At 76.4% G+C, this 24,217-nt stretch carries 17 protein-coding genes and 3 pseudogenes; 8 read left to right on the top strand and 12 right to left on the bottom strand.

What is annotated here, in order from left to right:
- Positions 1-24: 24 nt before the first annotated feature.
- Both ACWPWW_RS01505 and ACWPWW_RS01500 read left to right on the top strand, forming a co-directional pair.
- Positions 25-1,140: an LLM class flavin-dependent oxidoreductase gene (locus ACWPWW_RS01505; protein WP_454048577.1), complete on the top strand. Its 1,116-nt coding sequence runs from the start codon at positions 25-27 to the stop codon at positions 1,138-1,140.
- An 11-nt stretch (positions 1,141-1,151) separates the two neighbouring features.
- Positions 1,152-2,534, top strand: a complete 1,383-nt coding sequence (locus tag ACWPWW_RS01500; RefSeq protein ID WP_454048576.1) for an NtaA/DmoA family FMN-dependent monooxygenase — start codon at positions 1,152-1,154, stop codon at positions 2,532-2,534.
- Between the two features lie 118 nt (positions 2,535-2,652).
- Here ACWPWW_RS01500 and ACWPWW_RS01495 read toward each other — a convergent pair whose 3' ends face one another.
- Genes ACWPWW_RS01495 through ACWPWW_RS01485 form a run of 3 tightly spaced genes read right to left on the bottom strand, consistent with a single transcriptional unit; the run spans position 2,653 to position 6,721 of the window.
- Positions 2,653-3,012 (bottom strand): hypothetical protein, encoded by a 360-nt coding sequence (locus tag ACWPWW_RS01495; RefSeq protein ID WP_454048575.1) that lies wholly within the window; start codon positions 3,010-3,012, stop codon positions 2,653-2,655.
- A complete protein-coding gene (locus tag ACWPWW_RS01490; RefSeq protein WP_454048574.1) occupies positions 3,009-4,991 on the bottom strand; it encodes an ABC transporter ATP-binding protein in 1,983 nt (660 codons plus the stop codon). The genes ACWPWW_RS01495 and ACWPWW_RS01490 overlap by 4 nt, the downstream gene beginning before the upstream one ends.
- Positions 4,988-6,721, bottom strand: coding sequence for an ABC transporter ATP-binding protein (locus ACWPWW_RS01485; protein WP_454048573.1), 1,734 nt, complete (start codon positions 6,719-6,721; stop codon positions 4,988-4,990). The genes ACWPWW_RS01490 and ACWPWW_RS01485 overlap by 4 nt, the downstream gene beginning before the upstream one ends.
- Positions 6,722-7,210: 489 nt before the next feature.
- Here ACWPWW_RS01485 and ACWPWW_RS01480 point away from each other — a divergent pair, with 489 nt between their 5' ends.
- From ACWPWW_RS01480 to ACWPWW_RS01455, 6 genes and pseudogenes are all read left to right on the top strand, one after another.
- Positions 7,211-8,128 (top strand): WecB/TagA/CpsF family glycosyltransferase, encoded by a 918-nt coding sequence (locus ACWPWW_RS01480; RefSeq protein WP_454048572.1) that lies wholly within the window; start codon positions 7,211-7,213, stop codon positions 8,126-8,128.
- Positions 8,074-9,453, top strand: a pseudogene (locus ACWPWW_RS01475) (glycosyltransferase family 2 protein); the annotation flags it as partial. The gene ACWPWW_RS01480 and the pseudogene ACWPWW_RS01475, both read left to right, overlap by 55 nt.
- A 17-nt stretch (positions 9,454-9,470) precedes the next feature.
- The gene (gene epsE, locus ACWPWW_RS01470) at positions 9,471-11,345 is read left to right on the top strand and encodes an exopolysaccharide biosynthesis GT4 family glycosyltransferase EpsE (protein ID WP_454050374.1); all 1,875 of its coding nucleotides are present in this window, start codon (positions 9,471-9,473) and stop codon (positions 11,343-11,345) included.
- On the top strand, positions 11,342-12,646 hold the full coding sequence (locus ACWPWW_RS01465) for a hypothetical protein (RefSeq protein WP_454048571.1): 1,305 nt from the start codon (positions 11,342-11,344) through the stop codon (positions 12,644-12,646). The genes epsE and ACWPWW_RS01465 overlap by 4 nt, the downstream gene beginning before the upstream one ends.
- Positions 12,647-12,708: 62 nt before the next feature.
- Positions 12,709-14,046 (top strand): O-antigen ligase family protein, encoded by a 1,338-nt coding sequence (locus ACWPWW_RS01460; protein WP_454048570.1) that lies wholly within the window; start codon positions 12,709-12,711, stop codon positions 14,044-14,046.
- Positions 14,025-15,038, top strand: coding sequence for a hypothetical protein (locus ACWPWW_RS01455; RefSeq protein WP_454048569.1), 1,014 nt, complete (start codon positions 14,025-14,027; stop codon positions 15,036-15,038). Before ACWPWW_RS01460 ends, ACWPWW_RS01455 begins: the two co-directional genes overlap by 22 nt.
- Before the next feature lie 6 nt (positions 15,039-15,044).
- Here the strand turns inward: ACWPWW_RS01455 and ACWPWW_RS01450 are convergent, their stop codons facing one another.
- The 9 genes and pseudogenes from ACWPWW_RS01450 to ACWPWW_RS01410 all read right to left on the bottom strand — a co-directional run bounded on the left by ACWPWW_RS01450 (position 15,045) and on the right by ACWPWW_RS01410 (position 24,203).
- Positions 15,045-15,293 (bottom strand): hypothetical protein, encoded by a 249-nt coding sequence (locus ACWPWW_RS01450; protein WP_454048568.1) that lies wholly within the window; start codon positions 15,291-15,293, stop codon positions 15,045-15,047.
- A gap of 82 nt (positions 15,294-15,375) precedes the next feature.
- A pseudogene (locus ACWPWW_RS01445) lies at positions 15,376-15,624 on the bottom strand (DUF6492 family protein); the annotation flags it as partial.
- Positions 15,625-16,223: 599 nt separating this feature from the next.
- Positions 16,224-16,682 (bottom strand): annotated as a pseudogene (locus ACWPWW_RS01440) (glycosyltransferase family 1 protein); the annotation flags it as partial.
- Positions 16,683-17,341: 659 nt separating this feature from the next.
- Positions 17,342-18,454 (bottom strand): glycosyltransferase family 2 protein, encoded by a 1,113-nt coding sequence (locus tag ACWPWW_RS01435; protein WP_454048567.1) that lies wholly within the window; start codon positions 18,452-18,454, stop codon positions 17,342-17,344.
- Positions 18,451-20,034, bottom strand: coding sequence for an oligosaccharide flippase family protein (locus tag ACWPWW_RS01430; RefSeq protein WP_454048566.1), 1,584 nt, complete (start codon positions 20,032-20,034; stop codon positions 18,451-18,453). Before ACWPWW_RS01430 ends, ACWPWW_RS01435 begins: the two co-directional genes overlap by 4 nt.
- Positions 20,031-21,290, bottom strand: a complete 1,260-nt coding sequence (locus ACWPWW_RS01425) for a glycosyltransferase family 4 protein (RefSeq protein ID WP_454048565.1) — start codon at positions 21,288-21,290, stop codon at positions 20,031-20,033. Before ACWPWW_RS01425 ends, ACWPWW_RS01430 begins: the two co-directional genes overlap by 4 nt.
- The gene (locus ACWPWW_RS01420; RefSeq protein WP_454048564.1) at positions 21,287-22,399 is read right to left on the bottom strand and encodes a DegT/DnrJ/EryC1/StrS family aminotransferase; all 1,113 of its coding nucleotides are present in this window, start codon (positions 22,397-22,399) and stop codon (positions 21,287-21,289) included. Before ACWPWW_RS01420 ends, ACWPWW_RS01425 begins: the two co-directional genes overlap by 4 nt.
- On the bottom strand, positions 22,396-23,091 hold the full coding sequence (locus tag ACWPWW_RS01415; RefSeq protein ID WP_454048563.1) for a NeuD/PglB/VioB family sugar acetyltransferase: 696 nt from the start codon (positions 23,089-23,091) through the stop codon (positions 22,396-22,398). Before ACWPWW_RS01415 ends, ACWPWW_RS01420 begins: the two co-directional genes overlap by 4 nt.
- The gene (locus tag ACWPWW_RS01410; RefSeq protein ID WP_454050373.1) at positions 23,088-24,203 is read right to left on the bottom strand and encodes a DegT/DnrJ/EryC1/StrS family aminotransferase; all 1,116 of its coding nucleotides are present in this window, start codon (positions 24,201-24,203) and stop codon (positions 23,088-23,090) included. Before ACWPWW_RS01410 ends, ACWPWW_RS01415 begins: the two co-directional genes overlap by 4 nt.
- Between the last annotated feature and the right edge of the window lie 14 nt (positions 24,204-24,217).

Raw genomic sequence — 24,217 nt, 5'->3', positions numbered from 1 at the left:
CCACCACCTTTCCGGAGCCCTGACATGACCGTCCCCCCGCTGTTCCTCGGCCTCGACGTCGACGGCGCCGGCAGCCACCCCGCGGCCGCCGCCGCGTCCGGGCTGCCCGCCGCCGACCTCGTCTCCGGCGCCCGCCTGGCCCGCACCGTGCGGCACGCGGAGAACGCCGGCCTCACGTTCGCGTCGTTCGCGGACGCCGTCCTGCCCGCGACCCCCGGCGCCACCACCGCGGCCCGGCTCGAGGCCGTGACCCGCGCCGCGTTCGTCTCCCGCACCACCACGGCGATCGGCCTGGTGCCCGAGGTGCCGACCACCTACCCGGAGCCGTTCCACGTCGCCGCGCAGCTCGCGGCGCTCGACCTGGCCGCCTCCGGCCGCGGCGGCTGGATCGCCGCCGTCACCCCGGGCGGGGCGACGCCCGCCGCCTACGGCCGCGCCGCGGTGCCCGACCTCGACCGGGAGGCCCGCGACGTCGTCCAGGTGGTGCGCGACCTCTGGGACTCGTGGGAGGACGACGCCGTGATCCGCGACGTCGCCACCGGCCGGTACGTCGACCGCGAGCGGATCCACCGCGTGGACTTCACCGGGGAGAGCTTCTCCGTGGTCGGGCCGCTGATCACGCCCCGCCCGCCGCAGGGGCAGCTGGTCGTGCTCGCCCGGCCCGGCGACGTGGCACCGGGCGAGCGGGACGAGGAGCTGGTGGACGTCGCCCTCGTCGGGGGGCCGGACGTCGCGGCCGCGCGCAGGTCCGCCGCGGCCGCGCGCACGGCCGGCGCCGCGCTGGCCGCGATCGAGGTCGAGCTCGTGCTCGACACCCCCGGCCGACGCGCGCGGGACCGCCTGACCGAGCTCGACGCAGCCGGTCCCTGGTCGGCAGGTGCCCCGCTCCGGCACGTCGGTGACGCCGCCGGCCTCCTGGCGCTGCTCACCGAGCTCGCCGCCGACCCGTCGGTCGACGGGGTCCGCCTGCTGCCCGCCGTGCTGGACGTGGACCTGCCCGTGCTCGCGCGGGACGTGCTGCCCGCCCTGCGCGCCGCGCGGCTCACGGCCGCACCCCGGTCCGGCGCCACCCTGCGCGACCACCTGGGCCTGACCAGGCCCGCCAACCGCTTCGCGGGCGCCGCCCGCCGCACCGCCTGAGGAGCAGCACGATGACTGCGCACACCGAGCCCCCGATCACCCGGCCCGACGCGGAGGTCCACCTCGGCGTCTTCTTCCAGGGCGTCAACCACACCACCGTCTGGTCCGACCCCGAGTCCGGCTCCCAGACCGGCTTCGCGTCCTTCGAGCGCGTCGCCCGGACCGCCGAGCGCGGGTTGTTCGACGCGTTCTTCCTGGGCGAGGGCCTGCGGCTGCGCGAGAGCCGCGGGCAGCTGCACGACCTCGACGTCGTCGGCCGCCCCGACGCGATCACCCAGCTGGCGGCGCTCGCGGCCGTCACCGAGCGGATCGGCCTGGTCGCGACGCAGAACACCACCTACAACGACCCGGTGGATCTGGCCCGCCGGCTCGCGAGCCTCGACGTGCTGTCCGGCGGCCGTGCCGCGTGGAACGTGGTCACCACGGACAACGCGTGGACCGGGGCGAACTTCCGCCGCGGCGGCTACCTCGACCACGCCGACCGGTACGAGCGCGCCGCCCAGGTGCTCGCGACGGCGCGCCGCGTCTGGGACGCCTGGCCCGACCGACCCGACGCCGGCGGTCCGGTCGGGCACGTCTCCGTGCACGGACCGCTGCTCGACGCCGAGATCGACCCCACGACGCCGCGCAGCCCGCAGGGCCACCCGGTGATCTTCCAGGCCGGCGACTCCGCGCAGGGGCGGGACTTCGCGGCGCGCTCGGCGGACGTGATCTTCTCCCGGCACGGCAGCGTGCTCGCGGACGCGCTCGACTTCGCCGCCGACATCCGGTCCCGCGTCGTCGCGGCGGGTCGGCCCGCGGACGACGTGAAGATCTTTCCCGGCACCGCCATCGTGGTCGGCGACACGCCGGCCGACGCCGAGGAGAAGGCCCGCTGGGTCCGCCGGCAGCAGGTCACCCCGGCCACGGCGCTGCACCTCGTCGGCACCATCTGGGCGGAGGACCTCAGCGGCTACGACCCCGACGGCCCGCTGCCCGCGCACGACCCCGCGGTCGCCGAGCTCGGAGGTGAGGGCGGCTCGTCCACCACCGGCGCCCGGACTCTCGAGATCGCCGCCCGGTGGCGCGCGATCGCCGAGGCCGACGGGCTGTCGATCCGCGAGCTCGCCATCCGCGTCGCGGGCGAGGGCGGGTTCGTCGGGACACCGTCGGCCGTGGCCGAGCAGCTGGTGCGGTTCGTCCGGACCGGGGCGGTCGACGGGTTCAACATCAGCCCCTGGATCGTCCCGTCCGGGCTCGACGACATCGTCGACCGGGTCGTGCCCGCGCTCCAGGAGCGTGGCGCTTACCGCACCGCGTACACCGGCAGCACGCTGCGCGAGCACCTCGGCCTGCGGGGGCCGCTGACCCGTCGGGGGACGCCGGCGCCCGCGGCCGAGCTGGTCGACGCGTAGCGGGGGCCGAGGTCGTCCCACGCGCACCAGGTCATCAGTCCTGCGGGACGACCTCGTGCCGAGGTGACGACCTCGGCCTGCGGTCAGGCGGCAGCGCCACGGGTCAGGTGCGGCCGGGTCAGGGGGTCGAGGGGCGGAGGTCGAGGAGCAGGGTCGTGCCGACCGCCAGCACGAAGGCCACGAACGCCACCGACAGCCACGCGCCGAGGGCCGGTGCCAGCACGTGCGCCCCCGCGAAGCAGACGCCGCCCAGCACCACCACCGCGAGCACCCGGACCACGCCGGCCGCGGGCAGCGCCCGCCAGGCGCACCAGGCGACGCCGAGCAGCAGCACCGCACCGCCGAGCGCCCGGATCCCGGTGCCCAGCACGACGGCGAACGCGAGGACGAGGGTCACGGCCGCGACCACCCCGGTCGGCACCGACGGCAGCGGGCCGCGTGGAGCCGCGACCCGCTGCCATCCGGGGGTGCCCGTCACGCGTTCTCCTCGACCGCGGCACCGGCGAACTGCGACTGGTACAGCCGGTGGTACGCGCCGCGGGCGGTGATGAGCTCGTCGTGCGTGCCCTTCTCCACGATGGCGCCCTGCTCCATCACGAGGATCAGGTCGGCGTCGCGGATGGTCGACAGGCGGTGCGCGATGACGAACGACGTCCGGCCGTGCCGCAGCGAGGCCATCGCCTGCTGCAGCAGCCGCTCGGTGCGGGTGTCGACCGACGACGTCGCCTCGTCGAGGATCAGCACGGAGGGCTGGGCGACGAACGCGCGCGCGATCGTCAGCAGCTGCTTCTCCCCCGCCGACAGGTTCGCGGCGTCCTCCTCGAGCACGGTGTCGTAGCCCTGCGGCAGCGAGTGCACGAACCGGTCCACGTAGGTCGCGCGGGCGGCGTCGAGGATCTCCTCGTCCGTCGCCGTCTGCAGGCCGTAGCGGATGTTCTCCCGGATCGTGCCGGCGAACAGCCACGGGTCCTGGAGCACCATGCCGGTGCGCGACCGGGCGTCGTGCCGGGAGAGCGTCGCGATGTCCTGCCCGTTGACCAGGATCCGCCCGCCGTCCAGCTCGTAGAACCGCATGAGCAGGTTGACCAGCGTCGTCTTGCCCGCGCCCGTGGGTCCGACGATCGCGACCGTCTGACCGGGGCGCACCGTGAAGGACAGGTCGGTGATGAGCGGGTGCTCGGGGCTGTACGAGAACGACACGTGCTCGAACGCGATCGTGCCGTCGCCGTCGGCCGGGGCCGGGGCGTCCTCGTCGTCCGGGGCCTGCTCGTCCTCGTCGAGCAGCTGGAAGACGCGCTCGGCGGACGCCGTGCCGGACTGGACCACCGCGGCCATGCCGCCCAGCTCGGACAGCGGCTGCGTGAACATCTGCGAGTACTGGATGAACGCCTGCACGCTGCCGAGGCGCATCGTGCCGTTGGCGACCATCAGCCCGCCGAGCACCGCGATGCCGACGTACGTGAGGTTGCCGACGAACGACATGCCGGGCCAGATGATCCCGGAGAGGAACTGCGCCTTGAACGAGGCCTGGTAGAGCTCCTCGTTCTCCGCGCGGAACCGGTCCGCGAAGTCGCGGCGGCGGCCGAAGACCTTGACCAGCGCGTGGCCGGAGAACGACTCCTCGACGCGGGCGTTCAGCCGGCCGACCTTGCGCCACTGCAGCCCGAAGGCCTTCTGGGACCGCGGCCCGATGACCCCGAAGATCACGCCCATCAGCGGCAGCGACACCAGGGCGACCAGGGCCAGCTGCCAGGAGATCGAGAACATCATCACCAGCACGCCGATGACGGTGAGGACCGAGGTCAGCGCGCTGGACAGCGACTGCTGCATCGTCTGCGTGATGTTGTCGATGTCGTTGGTGACCCGGGAGATGAGCTCGCCGCGCTGCACCTTGTCGAAGTAGGCGAGCGGCAGCCGGTTGATCTTGAGCTCGACGGACTCCCGCAGCCGCCACATCGCCCGGACCATGACGATGTTGATGATGTAGCCCTGCAACCAGGTCAGGAACGCGCCGGCGACGTACAGCGCCAGCACCGTCATCAGCAGGCGCCCGAGCAGACCGAAGTCGACGCCCGCGCCCGGGACGAGGCCGTCGATCGCCTCGACCATGCCGGCGAGCTGGTCCTGGCCGTCCGCGCGCAGCCCCTCGACCGCCTGCTCCTGCGTGATCCCGGCCGGGAGCTGCCGGGACACGAAGCCGGTGAAGACCACGTCGGTCGCGCGGCCGAGGACGCGCGGGGCGAGCACGGTCAGCACCACGGCGGCCGTGCCCATCAGGGTGACCGCGACCAGCGCGGCCTTGTACGGGGCGAGCAGCCCGAGCATGCGGCCGAACGACTCCTTGAAGTTGTCCGCCTTGCCCGGCGCCACGCCGTCCCACGAGTCCGACGCCAGACGCGCCTGCTCGCCGAGCTCGATCTCGAGCTTCTCGTCCTCCGTGAGGGTCTCGTTGCTCATGCGCCGGCCTCCACCGCGAGCTGGGACTCCGCGATCTCGCGGTAGGTCTGGTTGGACTCGAGCAGCTCGGCGTGCGTGCCGAGCCCGGCCACGCGGCCGTCCTCGAGGACGAGGATCGCGTCGGCACCGGTCACCGTGGAGACCCGCTGCGCGACCACGATCTTGGTGACGTCGGGCAGCTCGCGCCACAGCGCCTGCCGGAGCCGGGCGTCGGTCGCGAGGTCGAGGGCCGAGAACGAGTCGTCGAACACGAGCACCCGGGGCCGGCGGACGATCGCCCGGGCGATCGCGAGCCGCTGCCGCTGCCCGCCGGACACGTTGGTGCCGCCCTGGGCGATCCGGGCCTCGAGCCCGTCGTCCATCTGCTGCACGAAGTCGCTCGCCTGGGCGATCTCCAGCGCGCGCCACAGGTCGGCGTCGGTCGCGTCCTCCTGGCCGAGCCGCAGGTTCGACGCCACGGTGCCGGCGAACAGGAACGGCCGCTGCGGGACGAGGCCGATCTCGGCCCACAGGGTCTCCAGGTCGGCCTCCCGGGCGTCGACGCCGCCGACGCGCACCGTGCCCTCGGTCGGGTCGAGCAGCCGCGGGATCAGGGACACCAGCGTCGTCTTGCCCGCGCCGGTGGACCCGATGATCGCGAGGGTCTGCCCGGGCCGCGCCGTGAAGGTGAGGCCCGACAGCACGGGGTGCTCGGCCTCGGGGTACGCGAAGGAGACGTCCTCGAAGGACACCTCCCCGGGCTCCGGCGTCGCCAGGACGGGCGCCTCGGGCTCGACGAGCGTGGACTCGCTGTCCAGCACCTCGGTGATGCGCTCGGCGGACACGGCGGCGCGCGGGATCATCACCGTCATGAACGAGGCCATGAGCACGCCCATGAGGATCTGGCCGATGTACTGCATGAACGCCAGCAGCGTGCCGATCTGCACGTTCCCGGCGTCCACCTCGATGCCGCCGAACCAGATCACGCCCACCACGGTCACGTTGAGCACGAGCATCGCGAGCGGGAAGAGCACGACGAACAGCGACCCGATCTTGCGCCCGACCACCATGATGTCGGTGTTCGCGGCGCGGAACCGCTCCGCCTCGATGGGCTCGCGGACGAACGCGCGGACCACGCGCACGCCGGTCAGCTGCTCGCGCATGATGCGGTTCACCGCGTCGAGCTTGCCCTGGTAGGACCGGAACAGCGGGACCATCCGGCTGATCACCAGGCCGGCGATCAGCAGCAGGACCGGCACGGAGACGGCGATCAGCCACGAGAGCCCGACGTCCTGGCGCAGCGCCATGACGACGCCGCCGATCGCCAGGAGCGGGGCGGTGACCAGCATGGTCGCGCCCATCATCGCCAGCATCTGGACCTGCTGGACGTCGTTGGTGTTGCGGGTGATCAGGGAGCCGGCGCCGAACCGGGAGATCTCCCGCTCGGAGAACCCGCTCACCCGGCCGAAGACGTCGTCGCGGAGGTCGCGGCCGACCTGCATCGCCGCGCGTGCGGCGAAGTAGGTCGCGACGATCGCGGCGAGGATCTGCCCGAGCGACACCGCGAGCATCGCGCCGCCGGTCCGCCAGATGTAAGCGGTGTCCCCGCGGGCCACGCCCTGGTCGATGATGTCGGCGTTGAGGCTGGGCAGGTAGAGCATGGCGAGCGCCGAGCCGAGCTGGAACACCAGCACGCCGGCGAGGAGCCATCGGTAGGGGCGCAGGTAGCGCAGCAGCAGTCGTCCGAGCACGTGGGTCTCCTGGGTGGGCGGGCGGCGAGGTCCGCGACCACGGCCGGACGGGGGGAGCCGTCCGCGATCGACTCAGGTGAGGGTACGCACCGCCACCGACACGCACAGCCCCTTTTCGGACTCTGCGTAGGGGCCGCCCGGCAGGCGGCGCTCCCCGATTTCACCCGGCTGACGTCGGCACGGGCGACGGGACGGGGGGACCACCCTTGTCCCTCGTCTGGGGTACACCCTATGGTCCTCGTGTCCTGGATGTCCGAAATGTCCCTTTCTTGCGGAACGGCCGCAGGATCCCTGGGGCGTGACCGAAGGATCGAGCAGCGATGCCGAGGACCGAGGAGCAGTCCGCGACGCCCCGAGTGCGCGCGCCACCTCGAGCCGCTGCCTCGCGCCGCACCCCACCCGGCCCGGCCGCCGGTCCCCCGACCGCACCCGGCCGCGTCCTCCCTCCCCGGTACTCCCTGCAGCAGCCGACCACCCGGACGGTGAAGCATGAACGCACGTCTGGCCTGGCCGCGTGTCCTCCTCGGCGGCACACCGGTCGACCTCTTCGACACCCCCGACGCCGTCGCCACGATCGTCGGGCACGCCGCCTCGGGTGCCCCCTGGCCCCTCGGGGTGATGAGCGCCAACCTCGACCACATCCACCACTTCGGCTACCACGGGCCCTCCTCGCTGGTCCCGTTCGCCTGGGCGCACCCCCACGCCGGGGAGCCCTTCCCCGGGACGTACGCCGGGGCCGTCCGCGCGCGGGCCGACCGCCGCGCCCGCCCGCCCGTGCGCTGGCTGAACCTGCTGGACGGCGCCCCGCTGGTCCGGCACGCCACGCACCTGACCGGCCGGCCGTGGCCGCGGCTCGCGGGCAGCGACCTGATCGACCCGGTCCTCGACGAGGCGGAGGCGCGCGGGCTCACGGTCGGGTTCCTGGGCGGCCGGCCCGAGGTCCTGGACGCGCTGTCGAGGCGGCTCGCGGACGACCGGCCCGGCCTGGTGGTCGGCGGGCTGTGGTCCCCCGAGCGCCGCGAGCTCGACGACGCCGACCGGTGCCGGGTCTGGGCCGAGAAGGTCCGGGCCGCCCGCGTGGACCTCCTCGTGGTCGGCCTCGGCAAGCCGCGCCAGGAGCGCTGGATCGTGCGCTACGGGCCGCTGACCGGTGCGTCCGTGCTGCTGGCGTTCGGGGCGGTCGTCGACTTCCTCGCCGGTGCGGTGGAGCGGGCACCCGAGGTCGTCCGCGAGCACGGCATGGAGTGGGCCTGGCGCCTGGCGCAGGAGCCGCGGCGCCTGGCCCGCCGCTACCTGCTGGACGGCCCGCCGGCGTACGAGGTGCTGGCGCGCCGCAGCTTCGTCCTCATCCCGTGCACGCCCGCCGCGGCCCCGCGGCCGGCCCTGAGCACCGGCGTGCTGTCGTGACGACCCAGGCCGAGCGCACCGCCGCGCCGGCGTTCGCCCCCGCCACGGCCCGCGCGACCGTGGGCGTGGTGGTCGTCACCTACGACAGCGAGGCGCACCTGGACCGGCTGATCGGCAGCCTGCGGCACGAGGCCGCCGGCGTCCTCATGCGCGTCGTCGTCGTCGACAACGGGTCGTCGGACGGGACTCTGGCGCGCGCGCGGGCCCACGAGGACGTGGTGACCGTGGCGGGACACGGCAACCTGGGGTACGCGGGCGGGATCAACGTCGGCCTCATGCACCTGATGGACGTCGACGCGGTGCTGGTGCTCAACCCCGACCTGGTCGTGGAGCCCGGTGCCGTCGCCGCCCTGCTCCAGCGGCTGCAGCGCCCGCGCGCGGGGATCGTGCTGCCGCTGCTCCTGGACGAGGACGGCGCGGTGACGCCCTCCCTGCGCCGGGAGCCGACCGTGGCCCGCTCGCTCGGCGACGCGGTGCTGGGCCGGCACCTCGGCGACCGGCCGGGCTGGCTGTCCGAGACGGTGCGCGACACGACGGCCTACGCCTGGCCGCACCCGGTCGACTGGGGAACCGGCGCCGCGATGCTGATCCGCGCGGAGGTCGTGTGGTCGGTCGGCGACTGGGACGAGCGGTTCTTCCTCTACTCCGAGGAGACCGACTACTGCCGCCGGGCGCGCGAGGCGGGCTGGGAGGTGTGGTTCGAGCCGGGTGCCCGGGTCCGGCACGCGCAGGGCGGCTCCGGCAGCGGTCCGCAGCTCACCGCGCTGCTCCAGGTCAACCGGGTGCGCTACGCCCGCAAGCACCGTTCCGCCGCCGTGGCCGGGGCGACGCTCGCGGTGACCGCGCTGGGCTCGGCGGCCCGCACCTGGGACCCCGGCCACCGGTCGGCCGTCGGCGCGCTGCTCGTGCCGGCCCGCCGCCGCGCGCTGCCGCAGGCCCGGCCGACGGCGGTCCCGCCGCGCGCCGTGGCCGACCCGCCCGCACCGACGCGCGGGGCCGCTGCTGCCCGCGGCGACACCAGCACCGTGACCGGGACGGTGGTCGTCCCCGCCCACGACGAGGCGACCGTGGTGGGCCGGCTCCTCGGCCCGGTCGCGCCGTGGGCCCAGGCGGCGGGCGTGGAGGTGCTGGTGGTCGCCAACGGCTGCTCCGACGCGACCGCGGCGGTCGCCCGCTCGTACCCGGGCGTGCGCGTGCTGGAGCTGGGACGGGCCTCGAAGTCCGCGGCGCTGGCCGCCGGCGACGACGCGGCCCGGTCCTTCCCCCGGGTGTACGTCGACGCCGACGTGCGGGCCGACCCCGTGGCGATCGCCGCGACGCTGCGGGCGCTCGGGGACGGCCCGTGGATGGCCGCCCGTCCGCCGGCGGTGGTCGACGCGGGCGGTGCGTCCGCCGTCGTCCGCGCGTACCTGCGGGCCCGCCGGCGGCTCGGCGTCACCCGGGGCGCGATGTGGGGCGCCGGCATCTACGGGCTCTCCGAGACGGGGCACGCGCGGCTCGGGCGGTTCCCCGGCCTCGTCGCCGACGACCTGTGGGTCGACCGGCTCTTCGCGCCCGCGGAGAAGACGGTCGTCGCCGCTCCCCCGGTCCGCGTGGCGGCGCCCCGGACGGCGCGCAGCCTCCTGCGGGTGCTGCGCCGCACGTACCGCGGCAACGCGGAGGTGCACGCCGCGCTCGGCCGGTCGCCGCGGCCCGGCTCCCTGGGCGCGACGGCGACGCAGGGCACGCACAGCACCCGAGGCACCGCCGGGCAGCTCCTCCGGACCGTGCGCGGGCCGCGCAGCGCCGTCGACGCCGGCGTGTACGCCGCGCTGGTCACGCTGGCGCGCGTGCGACGCGGGCCGCCGGTCCCGGGCCCGGGCGGGCGGCCGGCGGCCGGCGCCCGCTGGGGGCGCGGCGAGAGCAACCGGCGAGGGCGCCCCGCGCGGCCCCGGTCCCCGTCGCCCCCCGGCCGGTGCTCGAGCCGGCCGCCGCGCTGCCGCGCGTGGTCCTCGGCTACCTGGTGCCCGAGTTCCCCGGGCAGACGCACGCGTTCTTCTGGCGGGAGGTCGCGGCGCTCACCGCCGCGGGCGCCCGCCCCGTGCTGGTGTCCACCCGCCGGCCGCACGGGACACCGGCGGCGCACGCCTGGGCACCTCGGGCCGTCGCGCGCACGCGCTACCTCACGGGGTGGTCCGTCCGCGCGGCGGCGAGCACGGCGGCGGTGCTCGGCCGCGCGCTGCTGCAAGGCCGTGCCGGTGACGCCGGGCGCGAGGTGCGCGCCGCGGCCGCCGACGTCGGGGCGGTCCGGGCGGTGGGGCTGCTGCTCGCCGGTGCCCGCCTGGCGGCGCTGGCGCGGGAGGGCCGCTGGCAGCACGTCCACGTGCACTCGTGCGCCGGCGCGGCGCAGGTCGCCGTCCTCACGCACGCCCTCACCGGGCTGCCGTACAGCGTGTCGCTGCACGGTCCGCTCGCGGACTACGGCGGCAACCAGCGGAGCAAGTGGCGGCACGCGGCCTTCGCCCTGGTGATCACCGAGCAGCTCCGCCGGGACGTCGTGGCGGCGCTCGACCGCGACCTGCCGGCCACCGTCGCCGTCGCCCCGATGGGAGTCGACACCGACCGGTTCCGGCGGGGCACGCCGTACCGCCCGTGGCCCGGCTCCGGCCCGCTGCGGGTGGTCAGCTGCGGCCGGCTGAACCCGAGCAAGGGCCACGACGACCTGGTCCGGGCGGTGCGGCTCCTGACCGACGCCGGCCGCGACGTGGAGCTCACGGTCGCGGGCGAGGACGAGCACGGCGGCACCGGCTACCGCCGCGAGCTCGAGGCGCTCGTGACCGCGAGCGGGCTCGGCGGGCGGGTCCGGCTGATCGGCTCCGCCGGCGAGGACGAGGTGCGGGCGCTGCTGGAGCAGGCGCACGTCTTCGCCCTCGCCAGCCACGCCGAGCCGCTGGGGGTCGCGATCATGGAGGCGATGGCGCTGGAGGTGCCGGTGGTCGTGGCGGACGGCGGCGGGGTGCGCACCCTGGTCCGGGACGGCACGACCGGGATGCTGGTGCCGCCCCGCGATCCCGTGGCGCTCGCGGCCGCGATCACCCGGGTCGCGGACGACCCCGTGCTGGCGACCACCCTCGGCGGCGGGGGCCGGGGGCACGTGGTCGCGGGGTTCGGCAGCGACCGGAGCGCGCGGACGCTGCTCGCGCTCGTCGGGCGCCCGGCCGCCGGAGGCCGGTCGTGAGCCGGCCCGCACGCCGGACGGCGGCGGCGCTCGGGCTCCTGCTCCTCGCCGCCTGCGCGCCGTTCCCCACGGACGACCCGCCGCCGACGCAGCCCACGTGGCGGGCGGTCGACGGCGGTGCGGGCTACTACGACCGGTACGCCCCGACCCTGCCGGCCGGCCCCGGCTACTTCCCCGTCGGCGTCTGGCTGGAGAGCCTGACCGACCCCGGCAACGTCCAGCTGGACCTGCAGGCAGGGCTGAACACCTACGTCGAGCTCACCGAGGACTCGGACCTGGCGCTGCTCGACGGCAGCGGCTCGGTGGCGATGGTCGGGCGCGAGGACCCGCGCGCGTCGGGCTTCGTGCTCGCCGACGAGGTCGACATGTGGGCGGGCGCGGGCGACGCCGGCTGGACCGGTCTGTGGCCCGGCCAGGGCGAGGTCTGCGCGCCCGTGGGCGACGACACGGCGTGCGGCTACACCGTGCAGGAGACCGTGCGCTCAAACCTGCCCGCGCCGGGCCTGACCTACGCCAACTACGGCAAGGGGGTCGCGTTCTGGCTCGACGACGCCGACGCCGCCCGGTTCGTCAACGAGTTCTCCGACGTGGTCTCGGTGGACACCTACTGGTTCACCGACCCGAACATCTGCGGCGCAGGCGAGGGCGGCGGGCTGATCGGCGGCGGGCGCGAGCTGTCGCAGGCCGAGTGCCGCCGGGCGGCGAACTACGGCAGGACCGTCGACCGCGTCCGCTCGCTGGTCGAGCCGGCCGGCACGATGCCCGTCTGGGCGTTCGTCGAGCTCGGCCACCCGTTCTCCGAGGACGACGCCCCGACGATCACCGGCCCCCAGGTGCGGGCGGCGGTGTGGAGCAGTGTGATCCACGGCGCCCGCGGGATCGTCTACTTCAACCACAGCTTCGGCGGCGACTGCGAGTCGTTCCACCTGCTCCGCGAGGCGTGCGGCGACGCGGTGCGGCCCTGGGTCACCGAGGTGAACCGGCAGCTCGTCGAGCTGGCGCCCGCGCTGAACGCCCCGTTCCTCGACGGGGCCGTCGACGTCGAGGGCCCCGTCGACACCGCGGTCAAGGTCGACGGCGACCAGCAGTACCTGCTGGCCGCCGCCACCGAGGACGGTGGCGCCGAGGTGAGGTTCGACCTGACCTGCGCCGCCGACGGCCCGGTGACGGTGCTCGGCGAGGACCGGCAGCTCGCGGTCGTGGACGGCGGGTTCACCGACACGTTCGCCGACGGGCTGGCCGTGCACCTCTACCAGTACGCCCACGCACCCGGTGCGGCCGCGGGGTGCGCCGCGCCGTGACGGCCACGACCACACCGGTAGCGCCGGCACCCCCGGCAGCGCCCGCAGCGCCCGTGGGGCCCGTGGGGCCCCCGACGTCCGCGGCGCGCCGCCCGGGGCGCGGCGTCCCGCTGCTGCTCCGCGCCGCCCTGTTCACCATCGGCGCGGTCCCCGCGAGCATGGTGGTCGGGCCGATCGGCGCCGCCGGCACCGTCCCGATGCTGCTCGCGCTGCTGCTCGGCGCCTTCTGGGCGGTGTCCTGGGCCTGGGGCCTGCACGACCCCGTACCCGCCCGGCACCCCGGCCGGGTCGCGGTCGCGGCGCTGCTGCTCGCCTCCGCCGCCTCCGCCGCGGCCCTGTACGTCGGCGCGACGGGCGGCAGCACCGACGTCACGCGCGCCGCGGGCGAGCGGTGGCTGCTGCTCGTGGTCGCCAGCGCGGCCCTCATCACGGTGTGCGCGGAGTGCGCACGCACCACGGCCGACGTGGCCCAGTGCGTCCGCGCCCTGCTGAACGGGTTCGCCGTCTGCTGCCTGGTGGCCCTCGTGCAGTTCACGTCCCACGTCGACCCGGTGACCTGGGCGCACTACGTCATGCCCGGGTTCACCGAGAACGGGGGCAGCACCCCGTTCCAGCCGCGCGGCGCCCTGGTGCGCGTCGCCGGCACCACGTTCTCGCCGATCGAGCTGGGGGTCGTGGCGTCGATGCTGCTGCCGCTCTCGCTCTGGCGCGCGGTCTTCGACGACGCCGGTCGCCGGTGGCTGAGCTGGACCCAGACCGGCGTCCTGGTGCTCGCCGTGGCCGTGAGCATCTCGCGGTCGGGCATCCTCGGGATCGCGGTGGCGCTCGCGGTCGTGCTCCCGTTCCTGCCGCGGACCACCCGGCGCTGGGTGCTGGTCACCGCACCGGTCGCGGTGGCCGGGCTGTTCCTGGCCGTGCCGGGGCTGGTCAGCACGCTCGGGGGCGCGCTCGGCGCCGACGCGTCCGACCCGTCCATCTCGACGCGGCTCGACAACTACCCGCGGGTGGTGGCGATGTACGACGCGCACCCGCTCCTCGGGCTCGGCCCGGGCAACTACATGCCGACGGACGCGCTGCACATCCTGGACAACCAGTACCTGAACTCGCTGGTGACGACGGGCGCTGTCGGCGTCGTCGCGACGATCGTCTACCTGGTGCTGCCCGGGGTCGCCGGCCTGCACGCCGCGCGGACCGCGCGGTCCGCGAGCCTGCGCTGCCTCGCCGGCGCCCTGGCCGCGGGGACGCTGGCGGGCGCCGTCTGCTCGTCGACGTTCGACTCCCTGTCCTTCCCCGTCTTCGCCCTGACGTTCCCCGCGCTGGTGGGGCTGTCCGGAGCGGCCTGGCTGCTGGTGCGTCACGAGCGACACGAGGAGGAGCGATGGACCCCACCGACGTCCTGAGAGTGCTGTGGCAGCAGCGGTGGTACGTGATCCCCGCCCTGCTGCTCGCGCTCGGCGCCGCGGCGTACGTCTACCAGTTCGCCCCGCGGTCGTACGAGACCACCGCCACCTACGCGCTGGTGAACCCGGCCGTGCCCACCTCGGAGGAGCTGGAGCGCGACCCCGGGCTGGCCGCTCTGAACGGGGACAACCCGTACCTGCGGTCCGCAGACACGAACCTGATCGCGGACGCGGTGATCGCCCGGCTGACGGCCTCCTCGACCGTCGAGACGCTCGAGGCCGCCGGCATCGGCACCGACTACGGGGTCGGCCCGGGCGTCGGCGGCAACGGGTTCGTCGTCGACATCACCGGCGTGGGGCCGACGCCCGAGGACGCCATCGCGACCACGACGGCGGTCGGCGCGGTGCTCGAGACCGAGCTGCGCGCCCTGCAGAAGGTCAACGGCGCAGACGACCGGTACCTGTTCGTCCCGCTCCTGCTGGCCGGGCCGGAGGGCGCGACCGAGCAGTTCTCGAGCCGGCTGCGCGCCGTGATCATGGTCCTGCTCGCCGGCGCCGTCCTGGTCTTCGCGGCGGCGTCGCTCGGGCGGTACCGCGGACGCGCCCGGGCCGCGCGAGCCGTGCCGGCGGAGGGGCGCGACGCGGTGGTGGACCCGGGCGACCCGTCCGCCGCCGGCCCGGCGGTGGCGGGCCGGCCCGCCACCGCCCCACCGCCGACCACCCCCGCACCCCCGGAAACCGCCCCACCGCCGGAACCCGCCACGGCGCCCGTGCCCGCGGCGCCTCCTCCGTCGTCCGAGGAGCCCGCACCACCGCTGCCCGCCGCCGCTCGCCGGCGCGCCGACCCGACCCGGACGCGCACGCGCTCGGCCCCGTCCCGGTCGAAGACCCCGCCGCGTCCCGCCCCCACCGGCGACGACGACGCGTCGGCGGACCCCGAGCCGGCCCGGGTCCGCGGCGCGGGCCTGCCCACCGCGAAGCGGCGCGGCTGACGCCGGTCAGCGCGGCGTGGCGGCCACCCGGGCCAGTGCCCGGCGGCGCAGCTCCAGCGCGGTCCCGGACTTCGCGGACACCATCACGGCCACGTCGCGCTCCCGCACGCGGCCGAGGAACGCGGTGAGCCCGTCGTGGTCGAGGGGCACCTCGTCCGAGTACCCGGGGCAGCGCATGTCGTCGGTGTGCACGACGGCCCGGGTGCGGGACTCGACCTCGTCGACGAACACCCCGTAGAGCACCATCTCCGACACGTGCAGGCTCCCGCGCGACGGCCGTCGTCGCCCACGGCAGGCCGGTGGCCGACTCGACCCGCGCCAGCAGCCGCCGCACGACGGCCGGCTCCCAGGCGCAGGGCCAGCAGATGTAGTCCGGGCGCACCGGGTCGGTGCCGCGCGGCAGCCCGAGGAGCCGACGGGCCGTGTCGTGCCAGATCATGTGCCGCGGCAGGTGCGCGGTGACGGCACCCTCCCGGCGGTACAGCGGCACGACGCCGCCGGGCGCGTACGTCGTGGCGTCGAACGGCCGGATGAACGCGAGGTCCGAGTCGGCCACCAGCACGACGTCCTCGGTGGCGGCCGCCACCGCCGCCGCCTTGACCACCTGCTGCGCCACCCAGCCGCGCACGGGCACGGGCGGGACCGGCCGCCGGACGTTGAGCCACACGTTGAGGCGCGGCACCTTGCGCAGGCCTGGCGCGGCAGCACGTCGCGGACGTCCAGCACGGTCGTGCGCCGGCCGGTCGCGAGCGGGCGAACAGCAGCAGGTCCGCGGCGGGCACGACGACCGCGTGCCGGACCTCGGGCGGGGCCCAGCGCAGCACGGAGCGGTTCAGGTCGGCGCACAGCGGGTGGTCCGGCCGGTAGGCGGGGGTGAGCACGAGCATCGAGGTGCTCACGGCGCGTCCGCGGCGGGCAGCCGGACGAGGGTGGTCCCGTAGACGTGCTGCTCGACGAGCCGGACCAGGCGGGCCTGCGACGCCGCCCAGGACCGGCCGGTGACGCTGGCCGCCACCTCGGCCGCCCGCCCGGCCAGGTCGGGGTGCTCGACCGCGGCCGACAGGGCGTCCGCGACCGCGCGGGGGTCGGCGCCGCCCAGAGCACGTGCGGGTTGGGCAGGTCGGCCCGGGCGTCGGCGGCGTCGTTGACCACCGGCACCGTCCCGGCGGCGAGCATCTCCTCGGCCACCAGCGAGATGTTGGTGAACGACAGCGCCAGGCCGGCGACCGTCGTGTTGTACAGCGCGTTCAGCGCGTCGGGGGCGAGGCCGCCGTGCTGGGTGACGGGCACGCGCAGGTCCCGCACCGCGTCGCCGTAGACGTGGATCTCCTGCTCGGGGTGGCGGGCGTGGAACCGCTCCAGGGCCAGCCGCGCGAGGTCGTAGCCGCGCCGTGCGACGTCGGGCTTGGCGTACAGCACGACGCCCTGGCGGGTCGTCCGCCCGAGGGCGCCGTAGACATCGGTGTCGCAGCCGAAGGGGACCACGTCCACGTCGGCGTCGAGCGCCCGCACGTGGCCCGCCACCATCTCGCCGAGCGCCAGCACCCGCAGGCCCAGGCGGTAGGAGTCCTCGGCGAGCGCGTGCTGCGCGCCGTGCGGGTAGAAGTACGGCTCGTAGTCCTGCACGAAGTACAGGCGCCGCATCGGTGCCACGCCGCGGCGCGCGAGCACGTGGGCGCTCTGCCAGGACGTCGCCACGCAGGCGTCGACGCCTGCGATCCCGTCGGCGACGTCGCGCACCTCCGCGCGGACCCGCGGCCAGCCGCGCCGGACCACGTCGGCCCGCTGCTCGAGGTCGCCGCCGTGCCGGTCGTACAGGTACAGCACGCACCGGTGGCCCGCGTCCTCGAGCGCCTCGACCATCCGGAACATCGTCGTGTGCCCGCCCGACCGCAGCCCGGGGGGCACCGTGAGCCAGCCGATCGTGAGCGGCTGCCCGGGCGCGGGCGGCACCGGGGGAGGGACCGTGCCGCCTCGTCCGGGCCGGTGACGTCGCCGGGCAGCAGCGGGAAGTCGAGCGCCGCCGCCCCGGTGCGCTGGTAGAGCCGGGCGGCGAGCCGCTGCGCCGTCTCCCGCGCCCCCATCGCCCGCACCCGGCGCGCCACCCGCCCCACCTGCCCCACCCGCCCCACCCGCAGCGTCGCCGCCAGGGCCGAGCCCGGTGTCGTCCGAGCGCTCATGTGCTCCACCTCCGTGCGTCGTGGGCGGCGTCCGGCTCCTGCGCGGACGAGCAACCGTCGAGACTGCAGCAGCTGCGGGTGTCCGGGCACTCGAACCCCGCGAGCGGTGCAGTCTCGGCGGGCTCAGGGGTCCCGGGCGGCGGTGTACGTGCCCGTGCGGCGCCACCGGCGGACGCGACGCAGGTCGTCCGCCCGGACCACCGCCGCGCGGGCCAGGCCCGCCACCCGCTGGGCCGGGCCGGCCGTCGCGTCGAGCGCCGCGTCCAGCCGCCGCCACGCGGGGCTGCTCGCCAGCCGCGGGTCCAGCTCCACGGCCTGCGCCATCAGCAGCCGCACCCGCGCGGGGTCGCGCCGCCCGCGGTCGACCTCGTACCGGCACGCCCGCACCACCTGCCGCACCATCGCCCGGTGCGCCGCGTCCACCAGCCCCCGCATGCCCGGCACGTCCCGGGCGACGCCGTCCGCCAGCTCCGCGTAGGCCGCGACGCGCTCCCGGAAGTCGGTGGCGTCGTCGACCTCCCGCGCGGAGAGGCTCGCGGGGTGGTCCCGGTGCCACGCCTGGTCCGGGCCCGCCACGTAGCCGACGTCGGAGAACGCGGCCAGCCGCAACCACATCTCCATGTCGTGCGTGTGCGCCAGCGGGCGCTGGCCGCCGACCTGCGCGACCACCGACCGGCGCATGAGGACCTCGGGCGAGGTGATGACGTTGTAGCCGTCGGCGCACCGGTCGGCGAGCCACCGCCGCCCCGGCCAGACCGTCCACCGGCGCACCCGGGACCGCGCGCGCCGGGGGGACGCGGTGAAGTGCAGCGGGTGCCCGTAGACGAGCCCGACCGACGGGAACGCCCGCGCCAGCGCCACGGACCGCGCCAGCGACCCGGGCGTGAGGAGGTCGTCGGCGTCGAGCCGCACCAGGAACTCCCCCGACGCCCGGGCCAGCCCGTCGTTGAACGTGTCGACCGGCCCGCGGTTCACGGGGTGCGCGAGCACCGTCACGCGGGAGTCGGCCGCCGCGAGCCGGGCCGCGACCTCCCGGGAGTCGTCCGTGGAGGCGTCGTCGACCACCACGACGTCGACCAGCACGCCGGGCTGGTCGAGCGCGCTGGTGACGGCTCCGGCGAGGAACCGGCCGTAGTTGTAGCAGGGCACCACCACGGTGACCGTGCTGCCGGCCGTCGGCACCCCCCGCGGGCGGACGTGCAGCGCGCCGCGCAGCCCGGCGTCGACGGCGCTCACGGGACCGCGGCGGGGTCGGGGGCCGGGACGGGGTCCCCGGCCGCAGCGGCGTCGGCGGCACGGGCGGCACGGGCGGCACGGGCGGCACGGGCGGCACGGAGCGCCCGCAGGTCCCGCAGCAGGGGCCGGCCGACGACGGCGGCGTACGCCACGGCCCCGGTGAGCCCGCCCGCCAGCAGCGCCAGCAGCGGGCTCGTGAGCTGCCGCGCCACCAGCCCGGCCGCGACCGCCGTGGGCGCGGCGGCGAGCAGCGGCAGCCAGGTCGCGCCCAGCAGCCCGCGCAGGTCCGCGCCGCTGCGCCGGACCGCCACCAGGTAGAGCGGCAGCACCACGGTGACCGCGACCGCCACGTGCGCCCAGCCGACGCCCGCCGAGCCCCAGGACCGGGCGCCGACGACCACCGCCGGGACGAGCACCAGCAGCCAGGCCAGCTGGATCCACAGCACGGGGCGGGTCGCGCCGCGCGCGATGAGGTACGTCGCCATGAGGTCGAACAGCACCCGCACGGCCCCGAACGCCGCCAGGGCCGTGAGCGCTCCCGCCGCGGGCAGCCAGCGCTCGCCGTAGAGCAGCACGACGACCGGGGCGCTCAGCGCGCCCAGCACGCACGCCACCGGGACCGCCGCCGCCCACGTGAGCCGGACCGCGAAGGTCAGCCCGCCGTCCGCGGACCCGGGACCCGGCGGCGGCGCCGGTCCCCCGAACTCCCCGGACGTCCCGGCGTCGTCCGCGTCGTCCGCGTGCCGCGCGTCCAGGCGCGCGAAGGCCGCGAGCGCCACCGGCCGCACCGTCTGCCCGATCACCGTCATCGGCCAGCTCGCGACGTTGAAGGCCAGCACGTAGTACCCGAGGGCGACCTCGCCGGCGCCGCGGGCCAGGACCACCTTGTCGACGGCGAGCAGCGCGATGGACAGCAGGTTGGCTCCGGCGAGGGGGACGCCGTAGGCGATGGCGCCGCGCGCGAGCTCCCGGTCGTACCCGAACCGCGGGACCGTCCGGGTGAGCAGGAACTGGGCCGCGGTGGCGCACGGCTGGGCGACCAGGCGGGACACGGCCAGGGCCATCGGCCCCCAGCCGGCCAGCACCAGCAGGACGGTGACCACGGTCCCGACCACGAGGTCCACCAAACCGGTGGCGAAGATCTCCCGCTGCTGGAACGCCCGCTGCATCCGGGCGTAGGGGACGACGCCGGCGGCGGAGACGACCAGCGTCGCCGCGAGCACGGCGATGACGGGTGCGGCGCGCTCGCTGCCGAGCGCCCGGGCCACCGGCACGGCGGACGCCGCCATCGCCGTCGCGAGCAGGACGCCCGACGCGAGGCTGAGCGTCGCCACGGTCGGTTCGAGGCGGCGTGGCTCGCGTGCGCGGACCAGGTCGGCGCTCAGGCCGAGGTCCACGACGGTGACCAGCACGCCCTGCACCGCGAGCGCGAGCGCGAACACGCCGAAGTCCTCGGGTGCGAGGAGCCGCGCGAGCACGATCCCGACCAGGACGTTGCCGAACCGCAGGACCAGGCCGCCGGCGCTGCCCCACGCCAGGCCGCGACCGACCTGCCGCCCGAGCCCGCCGGCGCCGGTCACAGCGCGACCCGTGGCGAGCGGGACGCCCGCTGGACGCCCGCCGGCCGGTCCGGGTGGTCGGTGCGGCGGGGCGTTGCCGCGACCCGCTGCCGCGCCAGCGCCGCCTTGAACTTGGCGACGTCGAGGGCGCACCGCAGCAGCGCGTCCCGGCGTTCCGCCGGCGACGGCCGGATCGCGACGGCGTCGGCGTACACGGCGTCCTGGCGGCGGGCGGCGGCGGCCAGGCTGTAGGTGTCGCGCACGACGCGCCGGCCGAGCGCGCCCCGTTCGGCCCGTGCCGCCGGGTCCGCGAGCAGCACCTGCAGCGCCTGCGCCAGGTCGCGGCCGTCGCCGGTCCCGGTGGCCATCCAGCCGTCGTGCAGGAACCCGGCCAGGGACGCCGGCTCCAGCGCCACCCAGCGCCCGCGATCCCCCTGCACGACCACCGGCTTCGCGAACGCCATGCCCTTGAGCACCGAGCTGCCCATGCCCAGCACGACGTCCGCGGCGTCGTACGCGGGCCGGGGGTCGAGGAGCTGCCCGGTGACGACCACCACCGGCCGACCGGCGGTGGCGTTGACGGCGGCGGCGCGCTCGCCGACCCGCCCGGCGCCCGGGCCGGTCCCGACGACGACCAGCCGCAGCGGCAGGTCCGGGCCCTCCGCGGCGAGGGCACCGACCACGTCGATCGCGGCGAGGACGCCCTCGGCCTTGCCCAGGTCCGAGGACAGCCGGCCCACCACGGACAGCACCAGGTCGTCGTGCCCCAGCCCGAGCCGGGCCCGTGCGTCGGCACCGCCGCGGCCGGGCGCGTTGAGGACGGTGTCGACCGGCGGCTCGATCAGGTGCACCCGCTGCCGGACCCCCTGCTGCTGCTCCTGCAGCAGCCGGGTCCCGACGACCAGCGGCTCGTGCCGCGGGACGTGCTCGGGGACGTCCATCGAGAGCACGGTCGTCACCAGCGGCGTGCCGAGGGCGCGGTGCGGGCCGAAGGCCAGGTCCACCGACGGGCCCCACTCGTACCCGTGCACCACGTCGACCTGCCGCTCGGCGACGAGCCGGGCGAGCGCGGCCATGTTCCGCCGGGACGGCCACCGGCCCTCCTGCGGTGCCCGGAAGTACTCCAGCCCGAGCTCGGCGACGAGCGCGACGAGGTCGCCGTCGGGTCCGAACAGCACGACGTCGTGGCCGTCGTGCGCGGCCTGGTGCGCGAGCTCCAGGGCGTTGATCTGGCTGCCCCCGACCTCCATCGTCCCGGGGTAGACGAGGATCCTCATGACGTCCCCGCGAGGGCGCGGGCGAGCACCTCGACCACCTGCTCCTGCTGCGCGGAGGTCAGGTGCGGGTGCAGCGGCAGGGACAGGATCCGGCCGGCCGCGGCCTCCGCGACGGGGAACGCCCCGGCGCCGAGGCCGAGGTGGGCGTAGGCACCCGTCCGGTGCACCGGCACCGGGTAGTGGACGCCGGCCCCGATCCCGGCGGCGTGCAGGGCCCCGAGCACACGGTCGCGGTCCTCGACCTGCACGACGTACAGGTGCCAGACGTCCTCGTTGCCGGGGGCGCTCGCGGGCGTGCGCACGCCGTCGACGCCGCGGAGCAGGACGTCGTACCGGGCGGCGGCCGCCCGCCGGCGCTCGTTCCAGCCCGCCAGCCGCGACAGCTTGGCCCCGAGCACCACCGCCTGCACGGTGTCGAGCCGGGAGTTCATCCCCACGACCTCGTGGTCGTACTTCTGCGCGCTGCCGTGCCCGCCGAGCAGCCGGACCGTGCGGGCCACCGCGGCGTCGTCCGTGGTGACGGCGCCGGCGTCCCCGGCCGCGCCGAGGTTCTTGCCCGGGTAGAAGCTGGTCCCGGCCGCGAGCCCGAAGGAGCCCGCGGCCCGGCCCATCCGGCGGGCGCCCTGCGCCTGGGCGGCGTCCTCGACCAGGGGAACGCCGGCGTCCGCGCCGGTCTTCAGCAGCTCCTCGACCGGTGCGACCTGGCCGAAGAGGTGCACCGGGACGATGGCGCCGGTCCGCGGGCCGACGGCGGCGCGCACCGCCGCGGGGTCGATCAGCAGGTGCTCGGGGTCGACGTCGACCGGGACCGGCACGGCACCGATCCGGGACGCGGCCTCGGCGGTGGCGACGAACGTGTTGGCGGGCAGCACGACCTCGTCGCCGGGCCCGACGCCGACCGCGCGCAGCGCCAGCTCCAGGGCGTCGGTGCCGTTCGCGACGCCCACGCAGTGCGCCACGCCGACGGTCGCGGCGTACGCGGCCTCGAACCGGCCGACCGCGGGGCCGCCGACGAACGCGGTCGTGGCGAACACCTCGTCGAGGCCGGCCCGGACCTCCTCGGCCACCTCGGCGTGCTGCGCGGCCAGGTCCACCAGGGGGATCCTCATGCGGGCACGGTCCTCTCGTCGGACACCGGCGGTGCCGGGACGACACCGGTCCCGGGCAGCCGCCGCGCCGGCACGCCCGCCCAGGTCTCGCCGGCGGGCAGGTCGGTCAGGAGCACGGCGCCCATCCCGAGCGTCGCGTCCGCGCCGACGCGCACCCGCTCGCGGACGCTCGACCGCATCCCGAGGTACGCCCGGGGGCCGACCACGACGCCACCCCCCAGCGCCACCCCCGCGGCGAGCGTCGCGTGGTCGCCCACCCGGTCGTCGTGGGTCAGCGTCACGTGCGGCATCAGCACGACGTGGGCGCCGACCGTGACCGCCGTCGTCAGGACCACGCCGGCGAGCAGCACCGAGCCGGGGCCGACCTCGCAGTCCGGCGGGACCTCCACCGACGGGTGGGCCACGGTGGCCCAGCGGTCGTCCCCGACGCCGAGCGCCCGCAGCCGGCCGACGAGCACCTGGCGGGCAGCGCCCCGGCCGACGCAGACCAGCACGTCGGCGCCGGGCCAGGACCCCACGGCGTCGAGCCCGCCGAGCACCGGGACGCCGCCGACCGCCCGCCCGTGGGTGGCCGGGTCGTCGTCGAGGACGCCGACGGCCTCGTGCGGCCCGTGCGCGCGCACGACGGCGAGCACCTCGCGGGCCAGCCCGCTCGCGCCCACGAGCACCAGCGGCCGGCGTGCGGTCGTCATCGCCGCGCCGCCGACCGGAGCGCGTCGACGACCCGCGCCTGCTCGGAGTCGGACAGCTGGTGGAACAGGGGCAGGATCAGCGTGCGGTCCGTGAGGCGCTCCGTCACCGGCAGGGGCGCCGACGCGTGCCCGGCGTAGGCGGGCTGGCGGTGGGCCGCCATGATGCCGCGCCGGGCCGAGACGTCCGCCGCGGCGAGGTGCACCAGCAGGCCGTCCCGCCCCAGCGGGAACCCGTCCAGCACCTCCACCCAGTACGACTGGAAGTTCGCCGTGCCCCACGGCGGGTCCGCCACCGGCCGCAGGCCGGGGATCTCGGCGAGCTGCTTCGCGTACACCGCGGCGAGCGCCCGCCGGCGGTCCACCGCCTCCCGCAGCCGGCCGAGCTGCACCAGGCCGACCGCCGCCTGCAGGTCGGTCATCCGGTAGTTGAACCCCACCTCGGTGTACTCCTCCGCCGGGGCGAGCACGCTCGCGTGCCGGTCGGCGGCGGACACGCTCATCGCGTGCTCCCGCAGCCGCCGGGCGCGCCCGGCCCAGTCCGCCCGGGCCGTCGTCACCATGCCGCCCTCGCCGGTCGTGAGGATCTTGCGCGGGTGGAACGACCAGGCGGCGATCTCGGCGCGTGCCCCCACCGGCCGCCCGCGGTACGTGGAGCCGGCCGCGCAGGCCGCGTCCTCGACGACCACGACGCCGCGCGGGTCCGTGACGGCCCGGATCGCGTCCAGGTCGACGGGGACGCCGCCCTGGTCGACCGCGATCACGGCGCGCGTGCGGTCCGTCAGCACGTCCCCGACCGTCGCCGCCGTGACGTTGCCGGTGGCCGGGTCGACGTCGGCGAACACCGGCCGCGCCCCCACGTAGACCACGGCGTTGGTCGTCGCGATGAACGAGAACGACGGCACCACCACGTCGTCGCCCGGGCCGACGCCGGCCACCACCAGCGCGAGGTGCAGCGCCGCCGTGCAGGACGACACGGCGACGGCGTGGTCCGCGCCCTGCTCCGCCGCGAACGCCCGCTCGAACGCCGCGACCCGCGGGCCCTGCGCCACCCAGCCGGACTCGAGCACCTCGGTGACCGCCGCGACCTCCTCGGCGCCCAGCCACGGCTGCATGACGTGGATCCGGC

It is taken from the genome of Cellulomonas sp. Marseille-Q8402, from assembly GCF_965119525.1.
Note: the sequence above shows the minus strand (reverse complement) of the source record. Positions and strands in the feature narration are given on the sequence as shown.